General features: G+C 63.2%; 16 protein-coding genes. 11 read left to right on the forward strand and 5 right to left on the reverse strand.

Annotated features, from left to right (window positions below):
- Positions 1-54 precede the first annotated feature (54 nt).
- The 9 genes from bioB to ACI7M0_RS01775 all read left to right on the forward strand — a co-directional run bounded on the left by bioB (position 55) and on the right by ACI7M0_RS01775 (position 10,969).
- Positions 55-1,113, forward strand: a complete 1,059-nt coding sequence (gene bioB / locus ACI7M0_RS01735) for a biotin synthase BioB (RefSeq protein ID WP_014589423.1) — start codon at positions 55-57, stop codon at positions 1,111-1,113.
- Between the two features lies 1 nt (position 1,114).
- Entirely contained in the window at positions 1,115-2,287 is a 1,173-nt protein-coding gene (gene bioF, locus ACI7M0_RS01740; protein ID WP_064490768.1) for an 8-amino-7-oxononanoate synthase, read from the forward strand.
- Positions 2,280-3,011 carry an alpha/beta fold hydrolase gene (locus ACI7M0_RS01745; protein ID WP_004577121.1) on the forward strand — a complete coding sequence of 244 codons (732 nt, stop codon included), beginning with the start codon at positions 2,280-2,282 and terminating at the stop codon, positions 3,009-3,011. The genes bioF and ACI7M0_RS01745 overlap by 8 nt, the downstream gene beginning before the upstream one ends.
- A complete protein-coding gene (bioC, locus tag ACI7M0_RS01750; RefSeq protein WP_104960652.1) occupies positions 3,004-3,822 on the forward strand; it encodes a malonyl-ACP O-methyltransferase BioC in 819 nt (272 codons plus the stop codon). Before ACI7M0_RS01745 ends, bioC begins: the two co-directional genes overlap by 8 nt.
- A gap of 10 nt (positions 3,823-3,832) precedes the next feature.
- A complete protein-coding gene (gene bioD / locus ACI7M0_RS01755) occupies positions 3,833-4,513 on the forward strand; it encodes a dethiobiotin synthase (protein ID WP_003255605.1) in 681 nt (226 codons plus the stop codon).
- Positions 4,514-4,725: 212 nt separating this feature from the next.
- The gene (locus ACI7M0_RS01760; RefSeq protein WP_129933722.1) at positions 4,726-5,022 is read left to right on the forward strand and encodes a pyrroloquinoline quinone biosynthesis protein PqqE; all 297 of its coding nucleotides are present in this window, start codon (positions 4,726-4,728) and stop codon (positions 5,020-5,022) included.
- A 288-nt stretch (positions 5,023-5,310) separates the two neighbouring features.
- Complete coding sequence (locus tag ACI7M0_RS01765; RefSeq protein ID WP_010951720.1) at positions 5,311-7,116, forward strand: phenylacyl-CoA dehydrogenase; 1,806 nt, start codon at positions 5,311-5,313, stop codon at positions 7,114-7,116.
- A 666-nt stretch (positions 7,117-7,782) separates the two neighbouring features.
- On the forward strand, positions 7,783-9,066 hold the full coding sequence (locus ACI7M0_RS01770) for a diguanylate cyclase (protein WP_064491642.1): 1,284 nt from the start codon (positions 7,783-7,785) through the stop codon (positions 9,064-9,066).
- A 124-nt stretch (positions 9,067-9,190) separates the two neighbouring features.
- Entirely contained in the window at positions 9,191-10,969 is a 1,779-nt protein-coding gene (locus tag ACI7M0_RS01775; protein ID WP_064491643.1) for an acyl-CoA dehydrogenase C-terminal domain-containing protein, read from the forward strand.
- A 369-nt stretch (positions 10,970-11,338) separates the two neighbouring features.
- Here ACI7M0_RS01775 and ACI7M0_RS01780 read toward each other — a convergent pair whose 3' ends face one another.
- A complete protein-coding gene (locus ACI7M0_RS01780; RefSeq protein WP_010951723.1) occupies positions 11,339-12,262 on the reverse strand; it encodes a LysR family transcriptional regulator in 924 nt (307 codons plus the stop codon).
- 210 nt (positions 12,263-12,472) lie between these two features.
- Between ACI7M0_RS01780 and ACI7M0_RS01785 the strand changes: the two genes are divergently transcribed.
- Positions 12,473-13,753, forward strand: coding sequence for an aspartate aminotransferase family protein (locus ACI7M0_RS01785; protein WP_129932926.1), 1,281 nt, complete (start codon positions 12,473-12,475; stop codon positions 13,751-13,753).
- Positions 13,754-13,900: 147 nt separating this feature from the next.
- Complete coding sequence (locus ACI7M0_RS01790) at positions 13,901-14,059, forward strand: YqaE/Pmp3 family membrane protein (protein WP_003177654.1); 159 nt, start codon at positions 13,901-13,903, stop codon at positions 14,057-14,059.
- A gap of 63 nt (positions 14,060-14,122) precedes the next feature.
- Here the strand turns inward: ACI7M0_RS01790 and ACI7M0_RS01795 are convergent, their stop codons facing one another.
- From ACI7M0_RS01795 to pqqC, 4 genes are read right to left on the reverse strand one after another with little or no spacing between them, the layout of a single operon-like run.
- Entirely contained in the window at positions 14,123-15,946 is a 1,824-nt protein-coding gene (locus ACI7M0_RS01795) for a S9 family peptidase (RefSeq protein ID WP_129932925.1), read from the reverse strand.
- Positions 15,912-17,072: a pyrroloquinoline quinone biosynthesis protein PqqE gene (gene pqqE / locus ACI7M0_RS01800; RefSeq protein ID WP_014860209.1), complete on the reverse strand. Its 1,161-nt coding sequence runs from the start codon at positions 17,070-17,072 to the stop codon at positions 15,912-15,914. Before pqqE ends, ACI7M0_RS01795 begins: the two co-directional genes overlap by 35 nt.
- Positions 17,044-17,319 (reverse strand): pyrroloquinoline quinone biosynthesis peptide chaperone PqqD, encoded by a 276-nt coding sequence (gene pqqD, locus ACI7M0_RS01805; RefSeq protein WP_010951728.1) that lies wholly within the window; start codon positions 17,317-17,319, stop codon positions 17,044-17,046. Before pqqD ends, pqqE begins: the two co-directional genes overlap by 29 nt.
- Positions 17,316-18,071: a pyrroloquinoline-quinone synthase PqqC gene (gene pqqC / locus ACI7M0_RS01810; RefSeq protein ID WP_003255592.1), complete on the reverse strand. Its 756-nt coding sequence runs from the start codon at positions 18,069-18,071 to the stop codon at positions 17,316-17,318. The genes pqqD and pqqC overlap by 4 nt, the downstream gene beginning before the upstream one ends.
- Positions 18,072-18,111: the final 40 nt, after the last annotated feature.

Raw genomic sequence — 18,111 nt, forward strand, 5'->3', positions numbered from 1 at the left:
GCTGGCGGGCTTTCCTCTCCCGGCGCCAGCTACAGCCTAAACAAGGAAACGCCGATGAGCGCCAGCACAACTGCAACAACACGTCACGACTGGTCCCTGGCCGAGGTCAAGGCGCTGTTCCAGCAACCGTTCAATGACTTGCTGTTCCAGGCGCAGACCGTGCACCGCGCGCATTTCGACCCCAACCGCGTGCAGGTTTCGACCTTGCTGTCGATCAAGACCGGCGCCTGCCCGGAAGATTGCAAATATTGTCCGCAGTCCGGCCACTACAACACCGGGCTGGAGAAACAGAAGCTGATGGAAGTGCAGAAGGTGCTGGAAGAAGCTGCCCGCGCCAAAGCCATCGGTTCTACCCGTTTCTGCATGGGGGCGGCGTGGAAGCACCCGTCGGCCAAAGACATGCCCTACGTGCTGGAGATGGTCAAAGGCGTCAAGGCCATGGGTCTGGAAACCTGCATGACCCTCGGCAAACTCGACCAGGAGCAGACCAAGGCCCTGGCCCAGGCTGGGCTGGACTACTACAACCACAACCTCGACACCTCGCCGGAGTTCTACGGCAGCATCATCACCACGCGTACCTACAGCGAGCGCCTGCAGACCCTGGCCTACGTGCGCGACGCGGGGATGAAAATCTGCTCTGGTGGCATTCTGGGCATGGGTGAGTCGCTGGATGACCGCGCCGGCCTGCTGATCCAGCTGGCCAACCTGCCGGAGCACCCGGAGTCGGTGCCGATCAACATGCTGGTCAAGGTGGCCGGCACGCCGTTGGCTGAGGAAGAGGACGTCGACCCGTTCGACTTTATCCGTATGCTGGCCGTGGCCCGGATCCTCATGCCCAAGTCTCACGTGCGCCTGTCCGCCGGCCGCGAGCAGATGAACGAGCAGATGCAGGCCCTGGCCTTCATGGCGGGCGCCAACTCGATCTTCTACGGCGAAAAGCTGCTGACCACTGCCAACCCCCAGGCCGACAAGGACATGCAGCTGTTCGCACGCCTGGGCATCAAGCCCGAAGCGCGTGAAGAGCACGCCGACGAAGTGCACCAGGCAGCCATCGAGCAAGCGCTGGTCGAGCAGCGCAGCAGCGAGATGTTCTACGACGCCGCGACAGCCTGATATGGCTTTCGACCTGGCAGCGCGCCTGGCCGAACGGCGCGCCGCAGACCTGTATCGGCAGCGGCCATTGCTGGAAAGCCCGCAAGGGCCGGAAGTGGTGGTCGACGGCCAGCGGTTGCTGGCCTTCTGCAGCAATGACTACCTGGGCCTTGCCAACCACCCCGAGGTGATCGCCGCCTGGCAGGCCGGCGCCGAGCGCTGGGGGGTTGGTGGTGGTGCCTCGCACCTGGTGGTTGGCCACAGCACCCCGCACCATCAGGTTGAAGAGGCACTGGCTGAACTCACCGGCCGCCCGCGCGCCCTGCTGTTCTCCACCGGCTATATGGCCAATCTGGGCGCCATCACCGCGCTGGTGGGGCAGGGCGACACGGTACTGCAAGACCGCCTCAACCATGCCTCGCTGCTGGATGGCGGGCTGCTCAGTGGTGCCCGCTTCAACCGCTACCTGCATAACGACCCGGCCAGCCTGGCCAGCCGCCTGGACAAGGCAGTCGGCAATACCCTGGTGGTGACCGATGGCGTATTCAGCATGGACGGTGACCTCGCCGACCTGCCGGCGCTGGCTGATGTCGCCCGTGCCCGCGGAGCCTGGCTGATGGTTGACGATGCCCATGGCCTGGGTACCTTGGGCGCACAGGGCGGCGGCATCGTCGAGCACTTTGGCCTGGGCGTGGATGACGTACCGGTGCTGATCGGCACGCTGGGCAAGGCTTGCGGCACTGCGGGCGCCTTTGTTGCTGGCAGCGAAGAGCTGATCGAGGCGTTGGTACAGTTCGCCCGCCCCTATATCTACACCACCAGCCAGCCTCCGGCGCTGGCCTGCGCCACACTCAAGAGCCTGGAGCTGCTGCGCCGCGAAACCTGGCGTCGTGAGCACCTGGCAGCCTTGATTCGCCAGTTCCGAGAAGGCGCGCAGCAGCTGGGGCTGCAGTTGATGGACAGCCCGACGCCGATCCAGCCCATCGTGATCGGCGACAGTGCGCAGGCGTTGCGCCTGTCACGCCTGCTGCGTGAGCGCGGCTTGCTGGTGACGGCCATCCGCCCACCCACCGTGCCGGCTGGCAGCGCACGCCTGCGGGTAACCCTGAGCGCCGCACACAGCGAGGCGCAGGTGCAGCTATTGTTGAATGCATTGGCCGAGTGTTATCCACAGTTGGAGAACGCCGATGCGTAATCGACTTGTTCTATTGCCCGGCTGGGGCTTGGGAACTGCTGCGCTGGAGCCGCTGGCCGCTAGCCTGCGTGCTCAGGACGCCCGCCTGCAGGTAGAGCTGATGCCCCTGCCAGAACTGGCCCACAGCGATGTGCAGGCCTGGATCGACCATCTGGACCGCAAGCTGCCCAACAATGTCTGGCTGGGTGGCTGGTCACTGGGTGGCATGTTGGCCAGCGCGCTGGCGCACAAGCGTGGCGACCACTGCTGCGGGCTGCTGACCTTGGCCAGCAACCCCAGCTTCCTGGCCCGGCCAGATTGGCCCCATGGCATGGCCGAAGACACCTTCGGCACCTTTCTCGACGGCTGCCGCAACCATACCCAGGTCACCCTCAAGCGCTTCCGTACCTTGTGCAGCGATGGCGCCCTGCAGCCGCGCACCCTGTTGCGCCAACTGGGTGTCGGTGTGCCGGATACCGACCCGTTGTACCTGGCCACTGGCCTTGAAGTGCTGGCCAAGCTGGACACCCGTGAAGCCTTGCAGGCCTATGGTGGCCCGCAGCTGCACCTGTTCGCCGGCAGCGACGCGCTAGTGCCGGCAGAGGCGGCAAAGGCGTTGAGCGAGCTGTTGCCCGATGTAGAAGTGGGCCTGGTCGAAGACAGTTCCCACGCGTTCCTGCTGGAGTACCCGCAGGAACTGGCGGCGGGCATCAAGAGTTTTCTGCATGAGAGTGGCGATGACTGACCTTTCCCGTCCGACCCTGCCCGGCGCATTGCCCGACAAGCGCCAGGTGGCGGCCTCGTTCTCCCGCGCCGCGGCCAGCTACGACAGCGTGGCGGCCCTTCAGCGTGCTGTAGGCCTGAGCCTGCTGGAGCAATTGCCGGCAGGCCTGAAGCCGTCTCACTGGCTGGACCTGGGCAGCGGCACCGGCCATTTCAGCCGCATGCTGGCTGAGCGTTTCGCCCAGGCCAGTGGCGTGGCGGTGGATATTGCCGAGGGCATGTTGCTTCATGCCCGTCATGTAAAGGGTGGAGCGCAGTATCACGTGGTTGGCGACGCCGAGCGTCTGCCGCTGCGCGATGCCAGTGTCGACCTGGTGTTTTCCAGCCTGGCGGTGCAGTGGTGCGATCAGTTCGCCAGTGTGCTGGCCGAGGCGCAGCGGGTGCTGCGCCCAGGCGGTGTACTGGCCTTCAGCAGCCTGTGCGTGGGCACTCTCGACGAACTGCGCGCCAGTTGGCAGGCGGTGGATGGCCTGGTGCATGTAAACCGCTTCCGCCGTTTCGAAGACTATCAGCGCCTGTGCGCAGCCAGCGGTTTTGAACAGCTTGAGCTGGAGCGGTGCCCGCATGTGCTGCACTACCCGGATGTGCGCAGCCTGACCCACGAACTGAAGGCGTTGGGGGCGCACAATCTGAACCCTGGGCGACCTTCCGGCCTCACCGGCCGGGCGCGAATGCAGGGCCTGTTGCAGGCCTATGAGGCATTTCGCCAGCCCGCGGGGCTGCCAGCCACCTATCAAGTGGTCTATGGTGTGTTGCGCAAGCCACAGGTGTAAGGGGAGCACGATGAGCCAGGCCTTTTTCATTGCGGGTACCGATACTGATGTCGGCAAGACCACCATCGCTGCCGGCCTGCTGCATGCGGCGCGTTTGCAGGGCATGAGCACGCTGGGTGCCAAGCCGGTGGCCTCGGGCTGCACGATGACGCCGAAAGGCTTGCGCAATAGCGATGCCCTGGCGCTGATCGACGAAAGCACGGTCAAGCTGCCCTATGAGCAGGTCAATCCGTTTGCCTTCGAGCCTGCTATAGCCCCGCATGTGGCGGCGCGCGAGGCAGGGGTGACGCTGGCTGTGCCAGAACTGCTCGCGGCGATGCGCAATGTGCTGCAACAAAATGCCGACTTCACCTTGATAGAGGGGGCCGGCGGCTGGCGCGTACCGCTGTCGGGCCTGGAGAACCTGTCCGACCTTGCCGTTGCCCTGCGGTTGCCGGTGATTCTGGTGGTAGGCGTGCGCTTGGGTTGCATCAGCCATGCCTTGCTCAGCGCCGAAGCGATCGAGCGTGATGGGCTGCAGTTGGCGGGTTGGGTGGCAAACATCATCGAGCCGCGCACCTCACGCCTGGAAGAGAACCTGGCCAGCCTTGCAGAGCGCCTGCCAGCGCCTTGCCTGGGGCGGGTGCCCAAGCTCAAGCAGGCCAGTGCCGACATGGTGGCGGAGCATCTGCAGCTGGATCTGCTGGATTAGTGTGTTGCAGGCCCGGCCTCTTCGCGGGTAAACCCGCTCCTACGAGGGAACGCATACCGTTGTGGGCGCGGGTTTAACCGCGAAGCGGCCAGAACAGGAATACCCAAGGCCTATCAACTGGCATTGAGCCATTAGGGATTTAAACGGGCCTTTTTGCCCCCAGCCTGTTTTAATTGGGGCTGTTCGTCATCCAGCGTCAATGGAGTCCTGACATGGAAATCACCGGTAGCTCCGCCTACTACGCGGGCCTGAGCGCAATCCAGACCGGCCAGAACCGCGTCGATCAGGCCGCCAGCCAGATCGCCAACACCACTGCCGAACGTACCGCCACTAGCCAGTCCAGCGATTTTCAGGCCGAACGCCTGCGCGCGGTCGACCGCAGCCAGCAGCTGGACATGGCCACCAGTGTCGTGCAACAGGCGGTGGGCAAGACCGAAGTCGAACTCGGCGCAAAGGTCGCCAAGGCATCCGACGAAATGCTTGGCCGGATCATCGACACCTACGCCTGAACACTTGCGTCATCCCCTATTTCAGCGCCTGCCCTTGTAGGAGCGGGCTTGCCCGCGAATGCGTCCGATCAGACAACAATTTTGTCTGGTCGGGCCTCTTCGCGGGCAAGCCCGCTCCTACAAGGGTTTGTGCCATGGCATGACTGATTTGCCATTTTTCGTGGCGTAAATGGCACCATAGTCCATCCTTGACAGAAAGCTGAGCTAAACGTAAGTTTCAAACAACTGTTTGATCGGCTTCCGCCAAGCGCGGGTCACCCCACAGAACTCACCTAGAGGTTCATCGCAATGCCTGACTACAAAGCCCCCTTGCGTGATATCCGCTTCGTTCGCGACGAGCTGCTTGGCTATGAGGCGCACTATCAGAGCCTGCCGGGCTGCCAGGACGCCACGCCCGACATGGTCGACGCGATCCTTGAAGAAGGCGCGAAGTTCTGTGAGCAGGTGTTGTCGCCGCTGAACCGCGTGGGTGACCAGGAAGGCTGCACCTGGAGCGAATCGGGGGTGAAAACCCCAACCGGCTTCAAGGAAGCCTACCAGCAGTTCGTCGAAGGCGGCTGGCCGAGCCTGGCACATGACGTCGAGCATGGCGGCCAAGGCCTGCCAGAGTCGCTGGGCCTGGCCCTGAGCGAAATGGTCGGTGGCTCGAACTGGTCGTGGGGTATGTACCCAGGCCTGTCGCATGGCGCGATGAACACTATTTCTGCGCATGGCACTGCCGAGCAGCAGCACACCTACCTGACCAAGCTGGTGTCCGGCGAGTGGACCGGCACCATGTGCCTGACCGAACCGCACTGCGGCACCGACCTGGGCATGCTGCGCACCAAGGCCGAGCCACAGGCCGACGGCAGCTACAAAGTGTCGGGCACCAAGATCTTCATTTCGGCCGGTGAGCACGACATGGCCGACAACATCGTCCATATCGTCCTGGCCCGCCTGCCGGACGCACCGGCCGGTACCAAGGGGATTTCGCTGTTCATCGTGCCGAAGTTCCTGCCCAACGCCGAGGGCGGCGTGGGCGAGCGCAACGGCGTGAGCTGCGGCTCGATCGAACACAAGATGGGCATCCACGGTAACGCTACCTGCGTCATGAACTTCGATGCTGCCACCGGCTACCTGATCGGCCCAGCCAACAAAGGCCTGAACTGCATGTTCACCTTCATGAACACTGCTCGTCTGGGGACCGCGCTGCAAGGCCTGGCCCACGCCGAGGTGGCGTTCCAGGGTGGCCTGAAGTACGCCCGTGAGCGCCTGCAGATGCGTTCCCTGACCGGCCCGAAAGCACCGGACAAGGCCGCTGACCCGATCATCGTCCACCCGGACGTGCGTCGCATGCTGCTGACCATGAAGGCCTTCGCCGAAGGCAACCGCGCGATGGTGTACTTCACTGCCAAGCAGGTGGACATCGTCAAGTACAGCCAGGACGAAGAAGAGCGCAAGAAGGCTGACGCCCTGCTGGCGTTCCTGACCCCGATCGCCAAGGCATTCATGACCGAAGTCGGTTTCGAAGCCGCCAACCACGGCGTACAGATCTACGGCGGCCATGGCTTCATCGCCGAATGGGGCATGGAGCAGAACGTGCGCGACAGCCGTATCTCCATGCTGTACGAAGGCACTACCGGTATTCAGGCCCTCGACCTGCTCGGTCGTAAAGTGCTGATGACTCAGGGCGAAGCACTGAAGGGCTTCACCAAGATCGTGCACAAGTTCTGCCAGGCGCAGGAAGGTAACGAAGCGGTCAAGGAGTTCGTCGAACCGCTGGCGGCCATCAACAAGGAGTGGGGCGAGCTGACCATGAAAGTGGGCATGGCTGCCATGAAGGACCGTGAAGAAGTGGGTGCGGCTTCGGTCGATTACCTGATGTACTCCGGCTATGCCTGCCTGGCCTACTTCTGGGCCGACATCGCCCGCCTGGCCGCCGAGAAACTGGCAGCCGGTACCAGCGAGGAGGCGTTCTACACCGCCAAGCTGCAGACTGCCCGCTTCTACTTCCAGCGTATCCTGCCACGTACCCGTACCCATGTGGCGACCATGCTGTCGGGCGCCAACAACCTGATGGCGATGGACGAAGAGCACTTCGGCCTGTCGTACTGATACTGGCGCTGTAGCCAAAACCCGCCTGCCCTGACCGGCAGGCGGGTTTTTTGTCTTCAGGTTCAGCGTGGTCCCTCGTAGGAGCGGGTTTACCCGCGAAGAGGCCGGTCCTGCTGGCCAATCTCCACCCGCCGTTCACCGTTACCGCCACCACCGTATTCGCGGGTAAACCCGCTCCTACGCGGATTGGTGGTGGACCCACCTCAGGGGTTGAACACAGGCCGTCGTGTAGGAGCGGGTTCACCCGCGAAGAGGCCGGTCCTGCTGGCCAATCTCCACCCGCCGTTCACCGTTGCCGCCGCCACCGTATTCGCGGGTAAACCCGCTCCTACGCGGATTGGTGGTGGCCACAGATCAGGGGTTGGCCACAGGCCGTCGTGTAGGAGCGGGTTCACCCGCGAAGAGGCCGGTCCTGCTGGCCAATCTCCACCCGCCGTTCACCGTTGCCGGCGCTACCGTATTCGCGGGTAAACCCGCTCCTACCACGGTGGTGGCCACACCTCAGGGGTTGAACACAGGCCGTCGTAGGAGCGGGTTTACCCGCGAAGGATGCGACACGGTGCATGGGAAGTTCGTTCATCCAACCGCAAATTCAACTGTTCCAGTGCACTGCCGATGAAGTGAGGGCACAATGCCATTATTGATCTGCCGGGTTGGAGATTACCCTTGTTTCGTCTTAACGCTGTTCGCGCAAGCCACTTCCTGCCGTCGCTGTTCTTGTTGCTGGCAGGGCTCGCCGCAGCCTATGTGAGAGACCTCAGCGTCTTTTTCACATCGCTGTTCAATGTCCTGCCTACCTTGGTTCTGCTGCTGGGTGGCACCTACTGCGCGGTTTACCGCCGTCAGCGTGAGCTGTTCCTGATGCTGACGGTGTACATCGCCTACTTCCTGCTCGATACCCAGACCGACTTCTACCGTGACCATGGCCGCGTGCGTGAGGACGCCGCGGTGATCTTCCACCTTGTCTGCCTGTTGCTGCCGGCGCTGTTCGGGCTGTATGGCGCCTGGCAGGAGCGTACGCACCTGCTGCAGGACCTGGTCGCCCGCGGTGCGGTGCTGTTTGCCGTGGGCAGTGTGGCGGTGGCCCTCCAGCAAAGCTACCCCGAGGCGTTGCTGACCTGGTTGGCGGAGATCCGCTGGCCGGCTTTGCATGGCCACTGGATGAGCCTGATCCAGATGGTCTACCCACTGTTCCTGGGTGTGTTCATTCTGCTGGTGGTGCAGTACCTGCGTGCACCCCGGCCGCTGCACGCCGCGCAGTTGATCGGTCTGCTGGGGATTTTCTGGATGCTGCCGCAAACCTTCATCCTGCCGTTTACCTTGAACATCATGTGCAGCCAGGTAATGCTGATGATCGCCGCAGCGGTGGCGCACGAGGCTTATCAGATGGCCTTCCGTGACGAGCTGACTGGCCTGCCGGGGCGCCGTGCGCTGAACGAGCGCATGCAGCGCCTGGGGCGTAACTATGTGATCGCCATGACCGATGTCGACCACTTCAAGAAATTCAACGACACCCACGGCCACGATGTCGGGGACCAGGTGCTGCGGTTGGTCGCCAGCCGCTTGTCCAAGGTCACCGGCGGTGGCCGTGCCTACCGTTATGGCGGGGAGGAGTTCGCCCTGGTGTTCGCCGGCAAGACCGCCGCGGAATGCGTGCCGCATGTGGAAGCCGTGCGTGAAGTGATCGCCAATTACGTGATGCACCTGCGCGATCAGCACAACCGCCCGCAGGACGATACCGCCGGGCGCCAGCGCCGGGCTGGCAGCGCCGGCGGCACGGTCTCGGTCACCATCAGTATCGGCGTGGCCGAGCGCCAGGCCGATCATCGCAACCCCGAGGCGGTGCTGAAATCCGCCGACCAGGCGCTTTACAGTGCCAAAGGCGCGGGGCGCAATTGTGTCATGGTGCATGGGCGACAATCACCGCGTGGGGCAGTGCGCACGGCGTGACCGAATGAGACTATGCGGTCGATTGATGACCCTATGTCTCGCAAAAGTTGTTCGGTTACACTGCCAGTAACCCCAGTGTCGCGGTTCCCCGAGACCGCCCCGACCCGACTAGCGAGAGGTTGTCATGGCTGACTATAAAGCGCCGCTGCGCGACATGCGCTTCGTACTGAATGAAGTCTTCAACGTGGCCGAGCAGTGGACGCAGTTGCCCGGGCTGGCCGAGGTTGTCGATGCCGACACGGCCATGGCCGTGCTGGAAGAAGCCGGCAAGGTCACCGCCAGGACCATTGCGCCTCTCAGCCGCGCCGCCGACGAGGAGGGCTGCCACTGGGACAACGGCGCGGTACGCACCCCAGCCGGTTTCATCGAGGCCTACAACACCTACGCCGAAGGCGGCTGGGTGGGCGTGGGCGGCGACCCGCTGTTCGGTGGTATGGGTATGCCCAAGGCCATCTCGGCACAGGTCGAGGAAATGGTCAACGCGTCCAGCCTGGCCTTCGGCCTGTACCCGATGCTGACCGCCGGCGCCTGCCTGTCGATCAACGCCCACGCCAGCGAGGCCTTGAAGGAAAAATACCTTCCGAACATGTATGCCGGCGTTTGGGCCGGCTCCATGTGCCTGACCGAGCCGCATGCCGGCACCGACCTGGGCATCATCCGCACCAAGGCCGAGCCCCAGGCTGACGGCAGCTACAAGGTCAGCGGCACCAAGATCTTCATCACCGGTGGTGAACACGACCTGACCGAGAACATCATCCATCTGGTGCTGGCCAAGTTGCCGGATGCACCGGCGGGGCCGAAAGGGATTTCGCTGTTCCTGGTGCCGAAGTTCCTGGTCAATGAAGACGGTAGCCTCGGCGCACGGAACCCGGCCACTTGCGGCTCGATCGAGCACAAAATGGGCATCCAGGCTTCGGCTACCTGTGTGATGAACTTCGACGAAGCTGTCGGCTACATCGTCGGTGAGCCGAACAAAGGCCTGGCGGCCATGTTCACCATGATGAACTACGAGCGCCTGGGCGTCGGCATTCAAGGCCTGGCTTCGGCCGAGCGCTCCTACCAGAACGCCGTGGAGTACGCCCGCGATCGCCTGCAAAGCCGTGCCCCGACCGGCCCACAAGCCAAGGACAAGGCTGCCGACCCGATCATCGTCCACCCGGACGTGCGTCGCATGCTGTTGACCATGAAGGCGCTGATCGAGGGTGGCCGCGCTTTCTCCACCTACGTGGCCATGCAACTGGACAGTGCCAAGTACAGCGAAGACGCCAGCGTGCGCAAACGCAGCGAAGAGCTGGTGGCACTGCTGACACCGGTGGCCAAGGCCTTCCTCACCGACCTGGGCCTGGAGTGCGCAGTGCATGGCCAGCAGGTATTCGGCGGGCATGGTTACATTCGTGAGTGGGGGCAGGAGCAGTTGGTGCGCGATGTGCGCATTACCCAGATCTACGAGGGTACCAATGGCATCCAGGCCCTCGACCTGATGGGGCGTAAAGTGGTGGCCAGCGGCGGGGCATACTACAAGCTGTTCTCTGACGAGATTCGCCAGTTCATTACCGGTGCAGGCAGCGAACTGGACGAATTCGCCAAGCCACTGGGCGCTTCGCTCGACCAGCTCGACGGGTTGACCGAGTGGGTATTGCAGCAGGCCAAGGGCAACCCGAATGAAATTGGCGCGGCTTCGGTCGAGTACCTGCATGCCTTTGGCTATGTTGCCTATGGCTACATGTGGGCACTGATGGCGCGGGCGGCGCTGGCGGGCGAGGGGGATGCGCCGTTCTATTCGGGCAAGCTGGGTACGGCGCGGTTCTACTTTGCGCGGTTGCTGCCACGGGTGGATTCGCTGGTGGCTTCGGTGAAGGCGGGGAGTGAGTCGCTGTACCTGCTGGAAGCCGAGCAGTTCTGATCGATTTTTGGGGCTGCTGCGCAGCCCAATCGCGACGCAAGGCCGCTCCCACAGGTATCGCCTAAGTTTGGATATGTGGAGCGGCCTTGCGTCGGGACTGGGCCGCGAAGCGGCCCCAAGCCATCGCATATCTGTCAATGAATCTCCTGTGTAAGCTTTTTCCTACACGACGTGGTGACTTTTCACCACTGTTCTAAGATTGGATCCACGGTTAATCTTTACCACATGGACGTTGCGCAGGAAGCGCAAAGGACAGATCAAGGACGACGACGAAGGACCACCTGCCAGGATGGCGGGGCGATACGGATGTCACAGGGAAACAGTCTGGAAAACCCCGCTTCGGCGGGGTTTTCTTTGCGTGCGTGTTTTTCAGGCCAGCACATCCAGCGGTGATGCTCCCATCAGGCGAGCGTCCGTCTCTTCTTCCAGCAACGTGCGCAGCAGCTCCACAGAAGCCTGCTGGCGCTGGGCATCGCGAAATACCAGGCCGACCTTCAACGGCACGCGCGGCTCGCTCAACGGCTTCCACAGCAGCCCCTGATCATCTTCGGCGGCCTCCTTGGCGCGCCCCGGCAGAATGGTCGCCAGCGCAGTGTGCGCGAGGCTATCGAGAATCCCTGCCATATTGTTCATCTCTGCCTGCACCTGCGGCCGTCGGCCCTGGCTGGCCAGCTGCGCCTGCCAGATCTGACGGATCTGGAACTCCTCGCCCAGCATCAGCATGGGCAACTCGGCGGCTTGGCGGATGGACACCTTCTTGAAGTCCTTCAACGGGTGGGTATCGGGTATGACCAGTTGCAGCTCATCTTCGTACAACAGCAGGCCATGCAGCCCTGGCTGGCGCGGCGGCAAATAGCTGATGCCGATGTCCAGGTTGCCGTTGAGCAGGCGCCGTTCGATCTCCAACCCCGACAACTCGTAAATCTGCACGACCAGGTGAGGTTGAGCCTTGCGCAGCCGTTCAAGCAGCTGCGGTATCAGGCTTGGGCGCACGGTCTGCAATACACCGATAGCCAAGGTGCGCAGCGACTGGCCCTTGAAGTTGCGCATGGCCTCGTGGGCCCGCTGCAGGCCGTCGAGCAGCGGCAGGGCATGGTTGTACAAGGTGTGGGCGGCCAGGGTCGGCAGCAAGCGTTTGTTGCTGCGCTCGAACAGGCTCAGGTCGAGGCTGTGCTCCAACTGGCGGATCTGCTGGGAAAGCGCCGGCTGTGACAGCGACAGGCGTTCGGCGGCACGGCCTACGTGGCCTTCTTCGTACACCGCGACGAAATAACGCAGTTGGCGGAAATCCATAAGCAACACTTATCGAAAATGCTGGAAAAACGAAATGGTCGAAAACCCTGCTGAAGCCTAGTCTATCGCCGTATTCCAAAGGGTTACAGCGATGATTCGGTCGATTGTTACCCCGGATGAAAAACACTTTTGATAGGCAAGGCAAAATATCGAGTGCCGGCATCAAGACCGCACCGTGGCTGCCCTTTACCGTGATTGGTTGGAGCCCTGATGAACCTGTTCAACCTGCGCCGCTCGGCTCCTGCCCCCGCCGCCGAGCCCAAGCGTGCGCCGGTGATCGTGCCGCACGCGTCTGAGCTGTCGCCTGAGCGCCTGATGCCCGGCGCCGAACGTGCAGCGCAGGTATTCGTGCGTGGCCAGGGCTCGTGGTTGTGGGACAACGAAGGTCATGCCTACCTGGACTTCACTCAGGGCGGTGCGGTCAACAGCTTGGGCCACAGCCCCAGCGTGCTGGTCAAAGCGTTGGGCAACCAGGCTCAGGCCTTGATCAACCCGGGCTCGGGCTTCCACAACCGTGGCCTGCTGGGGCTGGTCAACCGGCTGTGTCAGAGTACCGGCAGTGACCAGGCCTACCTGCTCAACAGCGGTGCCGAGGCCTGTGAAGGGGCGATCAAGCTGGCGCGCAAGTGGGGCCAGCTGCACCGCAATGGCGCCTATCACATCATTACTGCCAGCCAAGCCTGCCATGGCCGGAGCCTGGGCGCGCTGTCCGCGTCCGACCCGTTGCCGTGCAATCGCTGCGAACCTGGCCTGCCGGGTTTCAGCAAGGTGCCGTTCAATGACCTGGCGGCGCTGCACGCCGAGGTGGATTCACGCACCGTGGCAATCATGCTCGAGCCGATACAGGGCGAGGCGGGCGTTATTCCCGCTACTCAGGAATACCTCAAGGGCGTGGAAACGCTCTGCCGCGAACTGGGCATCCTGCTGATCCTTGATGAGGTGCAGACCGGTATTGGTCGCTGTGGTGCGCTGCTGGCCGAAGAGCTCTATGGCGTGCGTGCCGACATCATCACCTTGGGCAAGGGCCTGGGGGGCGGCGTGCCGCTGGCCGCCTTGTTGGCGAGGGGCAAGGCATGCTGCGCCGAGCCTGGTGAGCTGGAAGGCAGCCATCACGGCAACGCGCTGATGTGCGCCGCCGGCCTGGCGGTGCTGGACAGCGTGCTGGAACCTGGCTTTCTGGCCCAGGTACAGGACAACGGTCGTCACCTGCGTGAAGGCCTGAGCCGCCTGACCGGGCGCTATGGTCAGGGTGAAGTGCGCGGTCACGGGCTGTTATGGGCCCTGCAACTGAAAGAAAACCTGGCCCGCGAACTGGTGGCCGCGGCCCTGCACGAAGGCCTGCTGCTCAACGCGCCGCAAGTGGATGTAGTGCGCTTTTCACCGGCGCTGACTGTGAGCAAAGGCAACATCGACGAAATGCTGCTGCGCCTGGCGCGCGCTTTCGCCCGCCTGCATGCCCAGCAGCAGGCCCGTCGCGAAGTGCCGGCGTAGCGGCCTGCCAAAGAATTCAACGAACCGTCTGGCGTTCCTGCGCATCGCCCCTGGCCTGTTTCATTCGGCCCGGGGCGTTTTTTTTTGCCTGTGGAACCTCTACGGCTGGGAGCTAGTCTTTGATGTAACCCTTCAGGAGAGACTCGCATGGACTTTATTCGCATCATCATCGCCATTCTTCTGCCACCGCTGGGCGTGTTTCTGCAGGTGGGGTTTGGCGGGGCGTTCTGGCTGAATATTCTGCTGACCTTGCTGGGATACATTCCGGGGATCGTGCATGCGGTGTATATCATCGCCAAGCGTTGATACAGGCAGAGATTGGCCCGAGCAGGAGCAGCGCAAGGTCGCTCCTGCTCGGGGCGACTAGAACTATTGCGCCAACACCCGGCAATAGAATTTCCACTCTTCTTCCAAGGCATGCGCCAGGTTCTCGGCCTTGCGGAACCCGTGCCGCTCCTGCGCATAAAAATGCCCTTCAGCGTCGATCCCGTTGGCCTGTAGCGCCGTCAACATGGCGCGTGTCTGCTCCGGCACCACCACCGCATCCAGCTCACCCTGGAAGAAAATCACCGGCACCTTGATGCGCTGCGCATGCAGCAGCGGCGTGCGCTGGCGATAGCGTTCAGCGTCGCGCTGCGGGTCGCCGATCAGCCAGTCCAGGTAATCCCCTTCGAACTTGTGCGTGGCACGGCCAAGGGCTAGCGGGTCGCTGACCCCATAGAGGCTGGCGCCAGCGCGGAACACGTCATGGAACGCCAAGGCGCACAAGGTGGTGTAGCCACCGGCGCTACCGCCGCGGATAAACGCCTTGTGCTTGTCGACCAGGCCTTGAGCAGCCAGGTATTCGACCGCCGCGCAGGCATCGGCCACGTCACTTTCGCCCCAGCGCAGGTGCAGTGCCTGGCGGTATTCCCGACCATAGCCGGTGCTGCCCCGGTAGTTGAGGTCGGCCACGGCAAAGCCACGCTGGGTCCAGTACTGGATGCGCGGGTCGAGCACGGGATAGCAGGCTGAGGTTGGCCCGCCGTGGATGAACACCACCAGCGGTGCGGCGCCTTGCGGCTGCGCTGGTGGGTAGAAGAAACCATGGGCCTGCTCGCCGCCACTGCCGTAGTGGATCGGCTGCGGTAGGCTGATTTGCCCTGCTGGCAGTATTTCGGCACCACCGGCCAGTACGCGTACTTCATGGTTGCTGCGGTCAATGGCAATGACTGCCGGTGGGCTGATGGGCGACGCGGCAATGGCATACAGGTGTTCGCTGTCCATGGCCAGGCTGCGAAAGCGTGTGTAGGCACTGGCGAAACGCTCCATACGGCCATCTTCACCACGCAGCCCCAATTGCCCGAAGCCGTCTTCGAACCAGCTGGCCAGGTAGCTTTGCGGGCCCAGTGCCAGCCAGGTACAGGTGCCCAATTGCCAAGGCGCAGCAGCATGGTCCGCCGGTGCAGCAGGCAACGCCTGCCATTGGCCATCGACCTCACCCCAGGGTTGCCAGAAGCCATTGCGGTCGGACAGGCAGTAGAGCCGACCTTCGGTATCGAAGCGTGGTTGTTGCAGCGATTCTTCGGCGGCGGCTACACATTGCGCCGGCCCCCAGTGGCCGCTGGCATCGCGCACGCGGCACATCAACCGGGTGACGGTCCAGGGCTGCGCCGGGCGGTCCCATTCGATCCACGCCAGGCGCTGGCCATCGGCACTGACGGCAGGCGAGGCGTAGAAGTCGGCGCCCTCGGCGAGCACCTCGCGGCTGCTGTCACCCAAAGCGACCAGGCGGTGCTCTACCTGCTCGGCATGGCGCTCTTCGACGGCCAGCACCTGGCCGTCGTGCCACTGCACATCGCCATAGCGGCAGCGGGCATCCTGGGTCAGTGCACGTGGTAACAGATCGTCCAGCGGCTGGGTGTAGACCTGCTGATCCTTTTCGTTGACGAACACCAGCCCGTCGCCACCCAGGCAGAAGCTGCCGCCGCCGTACTCATAGACCCGGCTGCGTACGCTGAAGCCGTCCGGGGTCAGGCAGCGGGCCTGGTAGTGCAGCCAGTGCCAGATACGGCACGCTCCATCGGCTGGGCGGAACTCGTTCCAGAACAGCCCGTCGGCACTGACCTTGAGTTCGGCGAAGTCGGTGCCGGCGGCAACCGCCTGGGCCGCGCTGAATTCAGCCGCGGGCGATGACACGGGAGTTTCGATCATTGCGGAAGGTCATCTGTTCGATCGCGAGCTGGGCGGTTTCTGCCTCCTCGCGGGCCTTGAGGATGATGCCGTGCTCGGTCGACTTGGCGCACACTGGGTCGGCGTTGCTGGCATCACCGGTCAGCATGAAGGCCTGGCAGCGACAGCCGCCGAAGTCCTTTTCTTTCTCGTCGCAGGAGCGGCACGGTTCGCGCATCCACTCATAGCCACGGAAGCGGTTGAAACCGAACGATTCATACCAGATATGGTGCAAGTCGTGGTCGCGTACATTCGGAAACTGCACCGGCAGCTGGCGGGCGCCGTGGCAGGGCAATGCGGTACCGTCCGGGGTGATGGTGAGGAACAGGTTGCCCCAGCCGTTCATGCAGGCCTTGGGGCGCTCTTCGTAGTAGTCAGGGGTAACGAAAATCAGCTTGCACGGGTTGCCCTCGGCCTTGAGCTTGTCCCGGTATTCGTTGGTGATACGTTCGGCCCGCTCGAGCTGCGCGCGGGTTGGCAGCAGCCCCAGGCGGTTGAGGTGCGCCCAGCCATAGAACTGGCAAGTGGCGAGCTCGACAAAGTCGGCCTCCAGGGCAATGCACAGCTCGATGATGCGGTCGATCTTGTCGATGTTGTGCCGATGGGTGACGAAGTTGAGCACCATCGGGTAGCCATGGGCTTTCACCGCGCGGGCCATTTCCAGCTTCTGTGCAAAAGCCTTTTTCGAGCCGGCCAGCAGGTTGTTCACCTGCTCGTCGCTGGCCTGGAAGCTGATCTGGATATGGTCCAGGCCGGCCTTCTTGAAGTCGGCGATGCGCGCCTCGGTCAGGCCAATGCCCGAGGTGATCAGGTTGGTGTAGTAACCCAGGCGGCGGGCCTCTGCGATCAGTTGAGCAAGGTCCTGGCGTACCAGCGGTTCACCGCCGGAAAAGCCGATTTGTGCGGCACCCATTTCCCGCGCTTCAGCCATGACCTTGAACCACTGTTCGGTGCTCAGCTCCTGGCCCTGGGCGGCGAAGTCCAGCGGGTTGGAGCAGTAAGGGCACTGCAGCGGGCAGCGGTAGGTGAGCTCGGCCAGCAGCCACAGCGGCAGGCCGACCTCGGGCGTGGGCGGCAACTCAGGCGAGGACGATCCAGTGTTCGGCACGGGCCACCTCCATGAACTGCTCGATGTCGTCCGCCACTTCCGGGACACCGGGGAATTGCTGTTCGAGTTCGCTGATGATCGCTGCCACGTCACGCTGGCCGTCGATCAGGCCACCGATCAGGCTCGCGCTGTCGTTGAGCTTGATCATGCCTTCGGGGTACAGCAACACATGGCCCTTTTGCGCCGGCTCGTACTGGAAGCGGTAGCCGGGGCGCCAGTTGGGTACCTGGTTACGGTCGAAACTCATAGGGTGATTCCCTTGTGCCACACCCGTTCCTGGGTGACGGAGTGATAGGGCGGGCGGTTCAGTTCGTAGGCCATGCTCATGGCATCGAGCATACTCCAGAGGATATCCAGCTTGAACTGCAGTATCTCCAGCATACGCTCCTGGCCCGCACGGGTGGTGTAGTGCTGCAGGGTAATCGCCAGGCCGTGTTCCACATCGCGTCGAGCCTGGCCCAGGCGGGTACGGAAATACTCATAGCCGGCGGGGTCGATCCACGGGTAGTGCTGCGGCCAGCTGTCCAGGCGTGACTGGTGGATTTGCGGGGCGAACAGCTCGGTCAGCGAGCTGCTGGCGGCTTCCTGCCAGCTGGCGCGGCGGGCGAAGTTGACGTAGGCGTCCACGGCAAAGCGCACGCCAGGCAATACCAGTTCTTGCGAGCGCAATTGGTCCGGGTCCAGCCCGACAGCCTGGCCTAGGCGCAGCCAGGCTTCGATGCCGCCATCCTCGCCGGGCGCACCATCGTGGTCGAGCAGGCGCTGGATCCACTCGCGGCGCACTTCGCGGTCCGGGCAGTTGGCCAGGATCGCGGCATCCTTCATCGGGATGTTGACCTGGTAATAGAAGCGGTTGGCCACCCAGCCCTGGATCTGCTCGCGGGTGGCGCGCCCCTGGTACATCGCCACGTGGTACGGGTGATGGATGTGGTAATAGGCGCCCTTGGCGCGCAGGGCCTGCTCGAATTCGGCAGGGGACATTGGCAGTGCGTCGCTCATTCGGCTGGCTCCTGTAGAACGATTATCTGGCCTGGCACAT

It is taken from the genome of Pseudomonas sp. 10(2024) (genome assembly GCF_045164175.1).
Lineage (GTDB): Bacteria > Pseudomonadota > Gammaproteobacteria > Pseudomonadales > Pseudomonadaceae > Aquipseudomonas > Aquipseudomonas alloputida.

Excerpts from the sequence above, each read along its gene's own strand:
- bioB (WP_014589423.1), top strand. The coding sequence starts at position 55 with ATGAGCGCCAGCACAACTGCAACAACACGTCACGACTGGTCCCTGGCC.
- bioF (WP_064490768.1), top strand. The coding sequence starts at position 1,115 with ATGGCTTTCGACCTGGCAGCGCGCCTGGCCGAACGGCGCGCCGCAGAC.
- ACI7M0_RS01745 (WP_004577121.1), top strand. The coding sequence starts at position 2,280 with ATGCGTAATCGACTTGTTCTATTGCCCGGCTGGGGCTTGGGAACTGCT.
- bioC (WP_104960652.1), top strand. The coding sequence starts at position 3,004 with ATGACTGACCTTTCCCGTCCGACCCTGCCCGGCGCATTGCCCGACAAG.
- bioD (WP_003255605.1), top strand. The coding sequence starts at position 3,833 with ATGAGCCAGGCCTTTTTCATTGCGGGTACCGATACTGATGTCGGCAAG.
- ACI7M0_RS01760 (WP_129933722.1), top strand. The coding sequence starts at position 4,726 with ATGGAAATCACCGGTAGCTCCGCCTACTACGCGGGCCTGAGCGCAATC.
- ACI7M0_RS01765 (WP_010951720.1), top strand. The coding sequence starts at position 5,311 with ATGCCTGACTACAAAGCCCCCTTGCGTGATATCCGCTTCGTTCGCGAC.
- ACI7M0_RS01775 (WP_064491643.1), top strand. The coding sequence starts at position 9,191 with ATGGCTGACTATAAAGCGCCGCTGCGCGACATGCGCTTCGTACTGAAT.
- ACI7M0_RS01780 (WP_010951723.1), bottom strand. The coding sequence starts at position 12,262 with ATGGATTTCCGCCAACTGCGTTATTTCGTCGCGGTGTACGAAGAAGGC.
- ACI7M0_RS01785 (WP_129932926.1), top strand. The coding sequence starts at position 12,473 with ATGAACCTGTTCAACCTGCGCCGCTCGGCTCCTGCCCCCGCCGCCGAG.
- ACI7M0_RS01790 (WP_003177654.1), top strand. The coding sequence starts at position 13,901 with ATGGACTTTATTCGCATCATCATCGCCATTCTTCTGCCACCGCTGGGC.
- ACI7M0_RS01795 (WP_129932925.1), bottom strand. The coding sequence starts at position 15,946 with ATGATCGAAACTCCCGTGTCATCGCCCGCGGCTGAATTCAGCGCGGCC.
- pqqD (WP_010951728.1), bottom strand. The coding sequence starts at position 17,319 with ATGAGTTTCGACCGTAACCAGGTACCCAACTGGCGCCCCGGCTACCGC.
- pqqC (WP_003255592.1), bottom strand. The coding sequence starts at position 18,071 with ATGAGCGACGCACTGCCAATGTCCCCTGCCGAATTCGAGCAGGCCCTG.